This is a genomic window from Actinoalloteichus caeruleus, assembly GCF_049311605.1.
Classification (GTDB): domain Bacteria; phylum Actinomycetota; class Actinomycetes; order Mycobacteriales; family Pseudonocardiaceae; genus Actinoalloteichus_B; species Actinoalloteichus_B caeruleus.
Window position 1 is genome coordinate 5,407,358 of the sequence record NZ_CP186005.1, and the last position, 13,612, is coordinate 5,420,969.

The window sequence follows — 13,612 nt, forward strand, 5'->3', positions numbered from 1 at the left end:
GCTAGTCCGGGTCGCGTTGCGGACGGGACCGGTAGTAGTAGTCGCCGTCGTCATCGTCGTTGATCTGGTGGTAGAGCAGGCCGTGCACCCGCTCGACACTCGGGATGTCGTCGAACTCCAGGGGCTCCTCGGACGCGGACTCGATGATGAGCGTGCCGCACCCGAGGACCCGGTCGATCAGGCTGTGCTGGAAGCGGACGCTGTTGATGCGGGACAGCGGGATGTCGATGCCGGTGCGGTGCAGGACCCCCTCCCGCACCATGACCCGTTCCGAGGTGACGACGAAGTGGGTGCTGCGCCACCGCACGAGGGGGGTGACGAACAACCAGAGGATGAGGACGCCCCCCAGCACCGCGAGCGAGATCCAGGCGATCTGGTTCCAGGAGAGGTCCTGGGCCAGCGCGGCGAGGTAGGAGCCACCCCCCACGATGACCAGGAAGGCGATGGTGGGCCAGACGAGCGTCTTCCAGTGCGGATGCTTGTGGATGACCACCCGTTCGTCGTCGGTGAGCATGTTCTCCGGGTATCCCACGGATCCCTCCCCGCTCTGCCCGTACCGCTGCCGACCTGATCACCGTACCGGCGCGCCAGCCCGCGCGGGACGGCAACCGACCCGATTCCGTCACGTCCCACCCCCGGTGGGGGCACCGCCCGGCCCCGGCTCGGCCCGCAGGTGGTGGACGTCCCCGGCCGGGTAGTGGGCGCGCGCGCCGTCGTCGGTGCGCAGCACCAGCTGGCCCAGGTCGTCGACGTCCTCGGCGACTCCCGTCAGGTGCCCGCCTCCGGGCAGGTCGAGCCGCACCCGGGTGCCGAGGGTCGCGCACCGTTCGCGGTAGGCGGCGAGCTGACCGGACCGGCGGACGTCTCCCGCGTGATCCCGCCACCGCCGTTCCGCCGAGGCCAGCTCGTGGAGGAACACCGAGGCGAGGGTGGTGCGATCGGTCTCGGTGGCCCCCTGGAGCACCAACGACGTCGCCGGGACCGCGCCTGGACGGCTGGGCAGCTCCTCGGCCTCCTGGGTGACGTTGAGCCCGACACCGACCACCACGGCGGGCCGCTGCCCCTCCGATGCGGCCCTCGCTCCCCCCGGGTCGGCCGGAGGCACCGCCACCTCGGCGAGGATGCCGGCGCACTTGGCGCCCTCCGCCCCGACGAGCAGGTCGTTCGGCCACTTGAGGGCCGCCCGGACCCCGCACCGCTCACGCACCGTCCGCACGAGGGCGAGGCCGGTGAGCAGCGGCAACCAGCCCCACGCCGTTCCCGGCACGTCCGCCGGCCGGAACAGCACGCTGAGGGTGAGACCCGCCCGGGGCGGGGACTCCCAGTCCCGCCGGAGCCGGCCGCGCCCGGACCGCTGTTCCTCGGCCAGCAGCGCACTCCGGTCAGGAGCGCCCCGCCGGGCGGCGTCCACGAGGTCGGCGTTGGTCGACCCCGTCACCCCGACCACGTCGACGGAGGTGAACGGGCCGCCGTCCAGCACCAGCTCGTGGTGGAGGCGGACCGCGTCGAGCGGGGGTCTGTCGAGTCGAGCGCGCACCGCACCAGCCTACGAACGACCGGCCGCCCACCGGTCGGGCCGGCCCCCGGGACGGGCGCCCCGCGTCCGAGGCCCTGGCGCGGCTCGGCGCGCCGGGCCCGCCTCGTCACGCTGGGGTCGGGGCGGGCCGCCATCCGACGCCGCCGGTCCCGTTCCCGCTCCCGCCTTTTCCTGGTTCCGCCCGGAACGGCACCGGACCCGGAATCGAAAAGCACCGTCCCGGTGTCGTCGTCCCCGGGGGGTGGTGGTCCGCCGGCCGATTTCCGCTCGTGCGACACCATTCGCCTTCCGCGACAACCGGATGCGCCAACTTCCCCTTTCCCCCACTTCCGAGTGAAACGCGGGTCCTGAATCCGCTACCGCGGTGCCGCGTGCCGTCGGCCCGGCCACGCCGCCAGGCCCCGAGGCCGCGGCCGCGCGACCCGCCGGCCGCCGCGGGGCGCGGCGCCGGCCCTCCCGGCGGCACGGCCCGGGCCCCCGCCTCGGCCCGACGAGCGCCGCACCCCCGGTGGGTGGTACGGGCAGGCCCCGCGGCCCCCGCGCGAACCGCTCAGCACCGACCCGTGCGTGGACGACAAAGCGAGCGGTCCGTTCTTGGTCCAGTTCCACAGAACTACCGCATCGCGGCAGGTGGTATGGGGTGCGGTCCTGGCAGGAGGAGTCCGGGCAAGGGTGCGGAGAAGTGGCTCCGACAACGCTAGGCTGCCTCCTCATGAGCAGCGCGACGGAGCCGATCGGGGAAGTGCCGGATGCCGAGCCGGACATCCACACCACGGCGGGCAAGCTCGCCGACCTCTACCGCCGGAGCCACGAGGCGGTGCACGCCGGCTCGGCCCGAGCGGTGGAGAAGCAACACGCGAAGGGCAAGAAGACCGCCCGTGAGCGGATCGACATGTTGCTCGACCCGGGGTCCTTCGTGGAGATCGACGAGCACGCTCGTCACCGGTCCACCAATTTCGGCATGGAGCGGAACCGCCCACTCGGCGACGGTGTCGTCACCGGATTCGGCACCGTCGACGGCCGAAAGGTGTGCGTCTACTCCCAGGACTTCACGATTTTCGGCGGTTCGCTGGGCGAGGTGCTCGGCGAGAAGATCGTCAAGATCATGGACCTCGCCATGAAGACCGGCTGCCCGATCGTCGGGATCAACGATTCGGGGGGCGCGCGGATCCAGGAGGGCGTGGTCTCCCTGGGGCTCTACGGCGAGATCTTCCGGCGCAACACCCACGCCTCGGGCGTCATCCCCCAGATCTCGCTGATCATGGGGCCCTGCGCGGGCGGTGCGGTGTACTCCCCCGCCATCACCGACTTCACCGTGATGGTCGACAAGACCTCGCACATGTTCGTGACCGGCCCGGACGTCATCCGGACCGTGACCGGTGAGGACGTCGGGTTCGAGGAACTGGGCGGCGCGGAGACGCACAACTCGCGGTCGGGCAACGCCCACTACCTGGCGGAGGACGAGGACGACGCGATCTCCTACGTCAAGGCGCTGCTGAGCTACCTCCCCTCGAACAACCTGTCGGACGCCCCGGTCTTCGAGGGGGAGGACACCGGCGAGGGCCCGGTCGCCGACACGCTCACCGAGAGCGACCTGGAGCTGGACACCCTCGTCCCGGACTCGCCGAACCAGCCCTACGACATCCGGGACGTCGTGACCCGCGTGCTCGACATGGGTGACTTCTGCGAGGTCCAGGAGCTGTTCGCACCCAACATCGTGATCGGCTTCGGCCGCGTCGAGGGGCACAGCGTCGGAGTGGTCGCCAACCAGCCCACCCAGTTCGCCGGCACGCTGGACATCGCCGCCAGCGAGAAGGCCGCCCGTTTCGTGCGGACCTGCGACGCCTTCAACATCCCGGTGCTGACCTTCGTCGACGTCCCCGGCTTCCTGCCAGGCACGGACCAGGAGTGGAACGGCATCATCCGACGCGGGGCGAAGCTGCTCTACGCCTACGCGGAGGCCACGGTCCCCAAGATCACCGTGATCACCCGCAAGGCGTACGGGGGCGCCTACGACGTCATGGGCTCCAAGCACCTGGGCGCGGACATGAACCTGGCGTGGCCCACCGCCCAGATCGCGGTGATGGGGGCGCAGGGCGCGGTCAACATCCTGCACCGCCGGACCCTGGTCGAGGCGGCGAACCGGGGAGAGGACATCGCCGAGGTGCGAGCCCGTCTCCAGCAGGAGTACGAGGACACCCTGTGCAATCCCTACGTGGCCGCGGAACGGGGCTACGTGGACTCGGTGATCCCGCCGTCCCACACCCGGGGGTACATCGCCCGGTCCCTGCGGATGCTGCGGGACAAGCGGGAGGCGCTGCCCCCCAAGAAGCACGGGAACATCCCGCTCTGACCCTGGCGGGCCGACGGTCAACGGAGGTGAACGCATGAGCACGAACGACGAGGGCCAGCCGGCGCGTCCGCTGCTGCGGATCGTCCGGGGCACCCCGGACGACGTCGAGCTGGCGGCGCTGACCAGCGTGGTGGCCTCACTGGCCTCGGCCGGTCCGGCCGAGGGCGGCCGGCGGGAGCGGTCGCCCTGGGCGGAGCGCTCCGCCTCCTTCCGCCAACCCCTGAGCCCCGGGCCCGGGGCGTGGCGGCGTTCCACGCTCCCCCGGGGGTGACGGGCCGCTGGGCGCGAGCCGACCGGAGGCCGTCGAGCGCGGGGACCGGTGGCCGGGCATCGCGATCCGGCGCCGTTCCCGCCCCCGGAGTTGGTGCCGCCCCTGGCCCTGGCGGGTCGCGGCACCCCTCTACGCTCGACCCGTGCAGCTGATTCTCGCCTCGGCCTCACCCGCCCGACGCAGTGTGCTGCGGGCCGCCGGTGTCGATCCGGTGGTCCGGGTCTCCGGCGTCGACGAGGACGCGCTCATCGCGGGGATGTCCCGGCCGGACCCGGCTCGGGTCGTCGTGGAGCTGGCCAGGGCGAAGGCGGACGCGGTCGCCTCCGAGATCGCCTCGGAGCACCCGGATTCCGTCGTCGTCGCCTGTGACTCGATGCTGGCGGTGACGGGTCCGGACGGCGTGACGGCCGTGGGCAAGCCCGGTTCGGTCGAGCGCGCGAGGGAACGGTGGAAGTCCCTGTCCGGGAGCAGCGCCGAGCTGTTGACGGGCCACGCGGTGGTGCGCGTCGAACACGGTCGGCGGGTCCAGTCGCTGGAGGGCATCGCGGGGACCACGGTCCGGTTCGGTGAGCCGACCGAGGCCGAGTTGGAGGCCTACCTGGCCACGGGCGAACCGCTCCAGGTCGCCGGGGCCTTCACCCTCGACGGTCGCGGCGGGTGGTTCGTGGAGGGTGTGGAGGGGGACCCGTCGAACGTCGTCGGGATCAGCCTGCCCCTGACCAGGAAACTCCTCGCCGCCGCCGGGGTCGACGTGGTGGCGCTGTGGAGCTGACCGGCGAACGCCGGGCGAGGGCCAGCGGCCCCACGTCGCGGGTTCTCGGTCTCGACGTGGCGCGCGCCCTCGCGGTGTTGGGGATGTTCGCCGCGCACATCGGCCCGCACCCCAGGGACGGCGCGGAGGGCGCCGTGGTGCTCGAGGTGTTCCACGGCCGGTCCGCGGCGCTGTTCGCCCTGCTCGCGGGCGTCTCGCTCGCCCTGCTCAGCGGCGGCCGCACCCCCGCGGCGGGTGGGGACCGCGGTGCCGTCGTCGTCAGGCTCGCCGTCCGAGCCCTGCTGCTGTTCCTGATCGGCCTGGTGCTGGGCGCGCTGGGCACCCCGGTGCTGGTGATCCTCTGCTACTACGCCGTGTACTTCGCGCTGGCCCTGCCGCTGCTCTGGCTCCGACCGGCCGCGCTCTGGGCGGTCGCGGCCGCCTGGGCCGTCCTCGGACCGTTGGTGTCCTTCTGGCTGCGGTCGCGGTGGGCGCCCAGCGATCAGCCGTACGAGTACCACGTGTTCGAGTCACTGGAGTGGTCGAATCCCGACGGGCTGCCCGCGCTGCTGGTCACCGGGTCCTACCCGGCGCTGACGTGGATGCCGTTCGTGCTCGCCGGCGTCGCGGTGGGGCGGCTGGACCTCTCCTCCACCCGGGTCGCCAGGACGCTGTCGCTGGTCGGGGCGGGCCTGGCGGTGGCCGGGTACGGGCTGTCGGTCTGGATATCGGCCTCGGGGAACGCGGACCGGCTGCGTGGACTCCTCCTCGACCAGTACGGGTTGGGCACGCAGCCGACCGAGGAGTTCGCCGCCCGTCTCGACCAGCTCGTCCAGTGGGGCATGCTCGGCACCGTGCCCAGCGCCGACCCCGCGTGGCTGCTGGTCTCCTCCCCGCATTCGGGAACTCCCTTCGAGGTCGTGGGGGCGACCGGAGTCGGTCTGCTGGTGCTGGGCGGGTGTCTCCTGCTCTGCCGGTGGGGGGTGGTCGCGGCGGCACTCACCCCCCTCCGGGCGATCGGGTCGATGCCGCTGACCGTCTACGGCGCCCACCTGGTCGCGCTGGCCGCCGCGCATCCCCTCGACGAGGGCGACCGGTGGCCGGCGCTGGGGTTGTTCGTGTTGATCACGGCCGTGGTGGCGGTCGGGTGGTCGCTGGTGTTCCGCCGGGGGCCGCTGGAGTGGATGTTGTGGTCGGCGAGCACCCGCGTCTCCGAGGCGGTGACCGGCTCCGCCGGCGCCCGGTGACGACGGTCGTCGGCACCGGTTCGCGGGCCGCCCGACGGCCGGCCCCGCCCCCCCGACGCCCGCCTCGGAGGCTGACGGCGGGGGCTGTCACCACCGGCCGTGGTGCCCCGTCGCCGGCCTGCCAGCCCCGTCCCCGCCTCCGACCGGATCCACCCCTCCCCCGCCAGCCGTGAGCACCGGGTGCCCGCGCTCCGCCGCGTGCCCGGATCGAGGGCGGCTCCGCCACGTGCCCGACCGCTGTCCGATGGGGTCGAGGCCCGATCCGGCCCCCCTGGATGTCGTTCGCGGCCCTGGCCGTCACGCCCGGGCGAGGTGGGGGCGGACGGCGTGAACGCCCGCGCGGCCACGACCGGGTGATGGAGAACTCATGCCCCGCTGGTCCGAGCGGCGGTGTCGGACGGCGGTGACCGCAACCACAATCGGCGCGGAACGGGAAGAGATCTTCACACGATCGGGTTACAGCCCCCGCTATGCGAAGCCGATACAGGACTCCCCTGCTGACCCGCCGTCGCCACGTCGACTACTGCCGGTTGGCGAGTGCCACCTGTCCGGGTCGCTGATCCGACTCAGCACCCGACCGCCCGCACTCGTCCAGGAGTCCTCCCATGTCCGAGGCGACCGTCCGCCGCAGATCCCTCCGTCCCAGCCTCGCCATCCAGGTGCTCGCCGCCCTGTTGCTCGGCCTGTTGCTCGGCCTGGCCGCCAGGTCCCTCGAGTGGGACTGGCTGACCACCACCCTGGCCACCCTCGGTTCCTCCTACGTGAGCGCGTTGCAGGTGACCGTGGTCCCGCTGATCTTCACGGCGATCGTCGTGAGCATCGCGAACCTCCGCGACCTCGGGCGGGGCCCGGGAGCGGTCGCCCGCCTCGGCGGGAAGACCCTGCTGTGGTTCGCCGCCACCTCGCTCATCGCGGTGCTCATCGGACTGGCGACCGGCCTGCTCAGCCGCCCGGGGGAGGGCGTCGCGATCCAGCCCGATCCCGAGACGGTGGAGTCGCTGGCCGAGCGGCAGCCCGGTTCCTGGCTGGACTTCCTGACGGGCCTGGTCCCGAACAACCTCTTCGCCGCGTTCGCCGACGGAGCGGTGCTCCAGGTGGTCGTGATCTCCGTGGTCACCGGCATCGCCGCCTACGCGCTGAAGGACAAGGCCGCTCCCTTCATCGCCTTCAACCGGTCCGCGTTGGAGATCGTGCAGAAGGTGCTGTGGTGGCTGGTGCTGCTCGCGCCGCTCGGCGTCCTCGGGCTCATCGGCCGCGCCGTCGCCACCTACGGCGTCGGGGAGACCCTGGCCCCCCTGCTTCGCCTCGGCGTCTCCGTCTACGTCGCGTGCTTCGTCGTGCTGCTCGCCGTCTACCCGCTGCTGCTCCGACTGGTCGCCGGGGTCAGCCCGCTGTTGTTCTTCCGGAAGGCCTGGCCCGTCCTCCAGTTCGCGTTCGTCTCCCGTTCCTCCGGGGCGACGCTCCCGCTGAGCACCCGGACCGCGGTCAACCTCGGCGTGGACTCGCGGTACGCGAGCTTCGCGGTGCCCCTGGGCGTGACCACCAAGATGGACGGGTGCGCCGCCATCTACCCGGCCATCGCGACCATCTTCATCGCCCAGTTCTACGGTGTGACGCTCACCCCCACCGACTACCTGCTCATCGTCCTCGTCGCGGTGGTCGGCTCGTCGGCGACGGCCGGCGTGACGGGGTGGTTCACGATGCTCACCCTGACCCTGAGCACCGTCGGCCTGCCGTTGGAGGGGGTCGCCCTGGTGTTCGCCATCGACCCGATCCTGGACATGATCAGGACCGCGACCAACGTCGCTGGTCAGATCGTCGTCCCGGTCCTCGTCGCCCGGAGCGAGGGGCTTCTCGACCGGGAGACCCTGCTCTCCCGGGACAGCTCACTGCTCGACCCCACCGCACCGCCGCTGGCCGAGGAGACCGCGCCGGCCGGTGCCCACGACGGGGGGTCGTCCAGCGGGCAACCCCCGGTACCAGCCGGTGAGGGGCGCTCCCCGGCAACGGGCTGAGCGCCGAACGGCCACCCGCGAACCGGATCATCCATCCGCCAAATGGGTGATCCGGTTCGCGTTCGGCGGACCGTTCGGGCGCGTGCCACCCGGGGAGCTGTCGGGCAGCGACAGAAACGGGCCCCGCCTTTGGTAGGGCTTCGCCATGACCGATCGCCCCTCCGGGCAGCGAGCATCGATCAGGGGTTTTGTGCCCGGACGCGTCCTTCGGTCCGCCACTCGCCGTAACGGCGACGGCCAGGGCCCCAGCAAACTTTGGTCGGGCCGGCCGTCGGCGACGACGTGCCAGGCGAGGAGGTTGAGCGTGCCCGAGTTGGCAGCCGAACACGGCACCGGAACCGGGTCGAGTGTCGAGATCCGTCCCCTACGCAAGGTGCTGATCGCCAATCGCGGCGAGATCGCCGTCAGGGTGATCCGGGCCTGCCGGGACGCCGGTCTGAGCAGCGTGGCGGTGTACGCCGACCCGGATCGGGACGCTCCGTTCGTCCGGTTGGCGGACGAGGCCTTCGCCCTCGGCGGGGACACCGCGGCCGACAGCTACCTGTCCGTCGACAAGCTGCTGGACGCCGCCGAGCGCAGCGGCGCCGACGCGGTCCACCCCGGCTACGGTTTCCTCTCCGAGAACGCCGACTTCGCCGAGGCCGTGACCAAGGCCGGCTTGACCTGGATCGGCCCGACGCCGCAGGCGATCCGGGACCTGGGGGACAAGGTCACCGCCCGGCACCTCGCGACGAAGGCCGGCGCGCCGCTGGTGCCAGGCACCAAGGACCCGGTCTCCGGGCCCGAGGAGGTCGTGGCCTTCGCGACCGAACACGGCCTGCCCGTCGCCATCAAGGCGGCCTTCGGCGGTGGCGGTCGGGGTCTCAAGGTCGCCAGGACCCTCGAGGAGATCCCCGAGCTGTTCGACAGCGCCGTCCGGGAGGCCGAGGCGGCCTTCGGCCGGGGCGAGTGCTTCGTGGAGCGCTACCTCGACCGGCCGCGCCACGTCGAGGCCCAGGTCCTCGCGGACCAGCACGGCCGCGTCGTGGTGGTCGGCACCCGGGACTGCTCGCTCCAGCGCCGCCACCAGAAGCTCGTCGAGGAGGCGCCCGCGCCCTTCCTGACCGAGGAGCAGCACTCCACCATCCACGAGGCCGCCAGGGCGATCTGCCTTGAGGCCGGGTACCACGGTGCGGGAACCGTGGAGTTCCTGGTCGGCACGGACGGCACGATCTCCTTCCTCGAGGTCAACACCCGCCTCCAGGTGGAGCACCCGGTGAGCGAGGAGACCACCGGCATCGACCTCGTCCTGGAGCAGTTCCGGATCGCCGAGGGCCTGCCGCTCGAGCTCGCCGCCGACCCGGTGCCACACGGCCACTCGATCGAGTTCCGGATCAACGGCGAGGACGCTGGGCGGAACTTCCTCCCCGCTCCCGGCACCGTGACCCGGTTCGTGCCCCCGAGCGGACCCGGTGTCCGGGTCGACGCCGGCGTCGAGTCCGGCAGCGTCATCGGCGGGCAGTTCGACTCGCTGCTGGCCAAGCTCGTCGTCACCGGTCGGACCAGGGCGGAGGCACTCGCCAGGGCCCGTCGCGCGCTGGACGAGTTCGAGGTCGAGGGGATGGCGACCGTGCTCCCCTTCCACCGCGCGGTGGTGCGTGACCCGGCCTTCACCGCCGAGGACGGCTTCGCCGTGCACACCCGGTGGATCGAGACGGAGTTCGACAACACGATCGAGCCCTTCACCTCCGGCGGCGCCTCGGCGGGCGAGGACGAGCCGAGGGAGTCGGTGGTCGTCGAGGTCGGTGGTCGCCGGCTCGAGGTGTCCCTCCCGGCTGGTCTCACGGCCGGGCCCGGCCGTGGTTCGGGTGCCGCCGCGACGAAACCAGCGCCGCGTCGCCGTGGTGGTGGTCGGACCGTCGCCGTGTCGGGGGACGCGGTCACCGCCCCCATGCAGGGGACCGTCGTCAAACTCGCGGTCGCCGACGGTGACCAGGTGTCGGCCGGCGACCTGGTCGCGGTCCTCGAGGCCATGAAGATGGAGAACCCGGTCACCGCGCATCGGGCGGGGACGATCACCGGGCTGACGACCAGCGCCGGCGACACCGTCAGCCAGGGCACCGTGCTGTGCGAGATCAAGGACTGACCGGCGGGGTCCTGGTGGTCCTGCCCGACCGCGCCGACGCCGAGCTGCTGGCGGACGGCCTGGCCGAGGAGGGCTGGCGACCAGCGACCGTGCACCGCGAGCTGCTGGCCGGCGAGGACGACGCCGAGGACGCGGACTGGGTCGTCGAGCTGCTCAGCACGCCGGCAGGAGAACCGGCGACGGCCCTGCGGAACCGCCTGGACGAGCTGGCGCTTCCCCTCCACGGGTTCACCAGCGACCTCGACTGACCGGTGGCACGTCGTCCCGTCGGCCGGGCCGCCACGGCGACGGGCGCGGGGCGACGTCCGCTCCACCGCGCCGGCGAACGTAACATCGGCGTTCGTGGAGGACTTCCCGTCACCAGACGTCCGGATCGGGGACGCCGAACGAGCCGAGGCGGTGCGGCTGCTCGGTGAACACCTCAGTGCCGGGCGCCTGGGGGCGGAGGACTACGGGGACCGCGCCGCGCGGGCGTCCTCCGCCGTGACGCGCGGGGACATCGCCAGGCTCTTCGTGGACCTGCCGGAACCCCGTCCCGAGTTCCTACGCCCGCCACCCCGTCCACGGGGCGATGTGGAACCGCGCCGCCACGGCGGGACCCTCGACTTCGGGACCGTGTCCACGATCGCGTTCTGCTGGGTCGCCGGCCTGGCGATCGCCTTCGTCGTGCGCAACCCGGTGGTCCTGCTGCTCCCCCTGGTGGTGACCCTGGTGCTGCGGCCCCGTCGCTGAGGCGGGACCCGCTCCCCGGCTCGTGTCCGGCCCCCGAAGGGCCTCCGCCCGGTTCCTCACTCGCCTCCCCGCCCCGGCCCGCGTCCGCGACGGCCGTCACCCGACACCCCCTGATTCCCCCGTTCCGCTTGACGCCGTGCCGAAGCCGTTGGTACCCACCGGTCGGGGGATACGGCGGACGGAGATCGTCGTCCGGCCGGTGACGAGGGGAGCCCGGGATGCCGCAGCTCGTGATCATGGCGCTGGTGGCCGTCGGAAGCGCGATCGCGGCGATCGTCCAGCGACGACGCGACCGCCGACTGGCGGCCGAGCTGAGCGCCTGGGCAGCCCAGCACGGCTGGGTCTACCAGCCCGACGACCAACGCTGGGTCGGGAGGTTCCAGGGGCCGCCGTTCAACAGGGGCTTCGGGCGCGCGGCGAGGCACGTCCTCGTCGGACGCCACCGGGGTTGGCGCGTCGCGGCGTTCCAGTACGTCTACAAGGAGAAGCGGGGCTCGGGGAAGAACCGGCGCACCGTGACCATCACCAACCTGGTGGCCTGCGCCTCGGCGGAACGCCGCATCCCGTGGCCCTCCCTGCAGATCGGCCGGGAACACTTCGGACACCGGCTGCTGAACCTCTTCGGCGGGCACGACCTGCGCTTGGAGAGCGAGGACTTCAACCGCACCTTCCGGATCAACACGGTGGACGACAAGTTCGCCTACGACGTCCTGCACCCGCGCACGATGGAGTGGATGTTGGCCGACGCGCGGGCCGTCCGGTTCCCGCTGCGCTTCGAGAACGTCGACCTGGTGACCTGGGAGAGCGGGACGCTGGACCTGCCGCGCGCCACGTCGATGCTGGACTACCTGGTGGACTTCCTGGAACGGGTTCCCCAGTTCGTGTGGAACGACGGTGGGGACGGCTACCACACACCGCGCACCCCGGGAACCTCGTCGGGGCCGCCGCCCGCCGCGCCGCTTCCGCCGCCGGGCATCGCCGGCGCCCCCAGCTCCCCGGCCGGTCCGCCGCACGGCGCCGCTGGTCCGGCCCCGTCCTTCGACCCGCCAGCCGCCCCGGCCACCCCGCCCGGTTGGCACCCCGGCCACCCGGCGCCTGGCGCGCCGGGTGCCGCCCATCCGGGTTGGAGCGCTCCCCCCGCTGGCTCGCCAGGGCACCCCCCGCACCCGCCCCGGTGGTGAGCTCCGGCGGGGATCCCGGAGAACCGCGCGGCCCGCGCGACCGCCCTCGTGGAGCGGCCCTCGGCCCCCTGCCGTGGTGGCGGGTCCGCGCGGAGCACCGCCCGGCCCTACCCTCCTCCCGTGGACGAGGTGGAGATCAACGCTGGCGTGGCCTACCTGCGGTCGCTGCGCGCGGACGGTGGGCTCGACGACCGCCCGGCGCTGGTCGCGGCTTCGGGCGACCCCGTGGCCCGAGCGGTGATGGGGATCGGTTCCCCCCTCGACGGTGACGGCGCGGGGGCCTACGTGTCCCGCCGCCACGAGCAGGGCCGCCGCGACGAGCTGATCTCGTGGGCGGTGGCCGAGCCGACCAGCGGGGCGTTGCTCGCCGAGGTGATCCTGGTTCCCGCCCGGGCGGATCGCTCCTCGGCGACGGCTTCCGCCGAGCTGCGGTGGTGGACCGGGCCCGGCGCCTCGGACCCGGACGTGCCGCGCGGAGCGCTCACCGCCGTGGTCGGTTTCGCGTTCGCGGGCCTCGAACTCGGTCTGCTGTGGATACGACCCACGGCGGAGGCCGACGCCCTCGCGGAGGCCATCGGGTTCCGACGGGGCCGGCCGACCAGCCCGTCCTGGTGCGACGAGGCGGGTGCCGCGCGCGCACTCCCCTGGTGCATCACCGCCACCGGTTCGGCGGCCGGAACCGGACCGGCTCCCAGCCGGCGGCACCGTGCGTAGCTGACTCCATCCGCTCCGTGGGTTACGGTACGGCCATGCGCGGGTTCACCTCCGGACGACGGCTGGTCGGCTCCGTCGCCGCCGTCCTGCTCACGACTGGCTGTGTGGCGGAGGCCGGTGGCCGTGCCGCCCTCCGGGAGCCACCGTCGCACCTGCTGGCCCCACTGCCCTCCCCGTCGGTCCCCCCACCGCCGCCACGCCCCGCCGAGATGCCGCTCGACGGCGTCGACCCGTGTGCGCTGCTCGGCCGGGAGGACCGGATCCAACTGGGCATCGACCGCCCTCCGGTCCCCGGGGTGGAGAACGGCTTCGGCGAGGCCGCGACGTGCAGCCTGCGGAGCGCGCAGAACCTGGTGGGAGCCCGCCTCGCGCTGGTCACCATCGAGGGTGTCGGGGTGTGGACGGACGACACCGCGCAGGTCGAGGTGGACCACGTCTCGTCAGCCGGTTTCCCGGCGCTCGTGGTGCGGACCCCCGGGCAGGAGGGCGTCTGCAACGTCGAGGTCGACGTCGCGGAGGGGCAGTTCCTCGACGTCCTCTACCGGGACGACGGAGCGAGCCCACCTCCCGGTCTCGACCAGCTCTGCGCCGGGGCCGAGCGGGTGGCGGAAATCGTCACCGCGAATCTGCGCGAACGGTCCGGTGTCGCGGCGGAGGAACACGAAACTGCTCCACCATCGGGTTAG

General features: G+C 72.9%; 14 protein-coding genes. 12 read left to right on the forward strand and 2 right to left on the reverse strand.

Annotated elements, in window-relative coordinates:
• Position 1: 1 nt before the first annotated feature.
• Both ACOJVX_RS22165 and ACOJVX_RS22170 read right to left on the reverse strand, forming a co-directional pair.
• Positions 2 to 532: a PH domain-containing protein gene (locus tag ACOJVX_RS22165; protein ID WP_030104812.1), complete on the reverse strand. Its 531-nt coding sequence runs from the start codon at positions 530 to 532 to the stop codon at positions 2 to 4.
• 90 nt (positions 533 to 622) lie between these two features.
• A complete protein-coding gene (locus ACOJVX_RS22170; protein WP_418153642.1) occupies positions 623 to 1,537 on the reverse strand; it encodes a biotin--[acetyl-CoA-carboxylase] ligase in 915 nt (304 codons plus the stop codon).
• A 712-nt stretch (positions 1,538 to 2,249) separates the two neighbouring features.
• Between ACOJVX_RS22170 and ACOJVX_RS22175 the strand changes: the two genes are divergently transcribed.
• The 12 genes from ACOJVX_RS22175 (at position 2,250) to ACOJVX_RS22230 (ending at position 13,612) form a co-directional block, all read left to right on the forward strand.
• Positions 2,250 to 3,890 carry an acyl-CoA carboxylase subunit beta gene (locus ACOJVX_RS22175; protein ID WP_026419346.1) on the forward strand — a complete coding sequence of 547 codons (1,641 nt, stop codon included), beginning with the start codon at positions 2,250 to 2,252 and terminating at the stop codon, positions 3,888 to 3,890.
• Between the two features lie 34 nt (positions 3,891 to 3,924).
• Positions 3,925 to 4,161 (forward strand): acyl-CoA carboxylase subunit epsilon, encoded by a 237-nt coding sequence (locus tag ACOJVX_RS22180; protein ID WP_030104809.1) that lies wholly within the window; start codon positions 3,925 to 3,927, stop codon positions 4,159 to 4,161.
• Between the two features lie 142 nt (positions 4,162 to 4,303).
• Positions 4,304 to 4,933, forward strand: a complete 630-nt coding sequence (locus ACOJVX_RS22185) for a Maf family protein (protein ID WP_026419348.1) — start codon at positions 4,304 to 4,306, stop codon at positions 4,931 to 4,933.
• Positions 4,924 to 6,159 (forward strand): hypothetical protein, encoded by a 1,236-nt coding sequence (locus ACOJVX_RS22190; RefSeq protein WP_422647073.1) that lies wholly within the window; start codon positions 4,924 to 4,926, stop codon positions 6,157 to 6,159. The genes ACOJVX_RS22185 and ACOJVX_RS22190 overlap by 10 nt, the downstream gene beginning before the upstream one ends.
• Positions 6,160 to 6,629: 470 nt before the next feature.
• Positions 6,630 to 6,719 carry a putative leader peptide gene (locus tag ACOJVX_RS22195; RefSeq protein ID WP_372492994.1) on the forward strand — a complete coding sequence of 30 codons (90 nt, stop codon included), beginning with the start codon at positions 6,630 to 6,632 and terminating at the stop codon, positions 6,717 to 6,719.
• Positions 6,720 to 6,764: 45 nt separating this feature from the next.
• Entirely contained in the window at positions 6,765 to 8,174 is a 1,410-nt protein-coding gene (locus ACOJVX_RS22200) for a dicarboxylate/amino acid:cation symporter (RefSeq protein WP_030104807.1), read from the forward strand.
• 313 nt (positions 8,175 to 8,487) lie between these two features.
• A complete protein-coding gene (locus ACOJVX_RS22205; RefSeq protein ID WP_248783799.1) occupies positions 8,488 to 10,299 on the forward strand; it encodes an acetyl/propionyl/methylcrotonyl-CoA carboxylase subunit alpha in 1,812 nt (603 codons plus the stop codon).
• Complete coding sequence (locus ACOJVX_RS22210; protein ID WP_026419351.1) at positions 10,281 to 10,547, forward strand: hypothetical protein; 267 nt, start codon at positions 10,281 to 10,283, stop codon at positions 10,545 to 10,547. The genes ACOJVX_RS22205 and ACOJVX_RS22210 overlap by 19 nt, the downstream gene beginning before the upstream one ends.
• Before the next feature lie 94 nt (positions 10,548 to 10,641).
• Complete coding sequence (locus ACOJVX_RS22215) at positions 10,642 to 11,031, forward strand: DUF1707 SHOCT-like domain-containing protein (protein WP_418153640.1); 390 nt, start codon at positions 10,642 to 10,644, stop codon at positions 11,029 to 11,031.
• Between the two features lie 218 nt (positions 11,032 to 11,249).
• The gene (locus ACOJVX_RS22220; RefSeq protein ID WP_051314097.1) at positions 11,250 to 12,212 is read left to right on the forward strand and encodes a hypothetical protein; all 963 of its coding nucleotides are present in this window, start codon (positions 11,250 to 11,252) and stop codon (positions 12,210 to 12,212) included.
• Positions 12,213 to 12,332: 120 nt separating this feature from the next.
• Positions 12,333 to 12,926, forward strand: coding sequence for a GNAT family N-acetyltransferase (locus tag ACOJVX_RS22225; RefSeq protein WP_051314098.1), 594 nt, complete (start codon positions 12,333 to 12,335; stop codon positions 12,924 to 12,926).
• Positions 12,927 to 12,961: 35 nt separating this feature from the next.
• Positions 12,962 to 13,612 carry a DUF3558 domain-containing protein gene (locus ACOJVX_RS22230; protein ID WP_103056028.1) on the forward strand — a complete coding sequence of 217 codons (651 nt, stop codon included), beginning with the start codon at positions 12,962 to 12,964 and terminating at the stop codon, positions 13,610 to 13,612.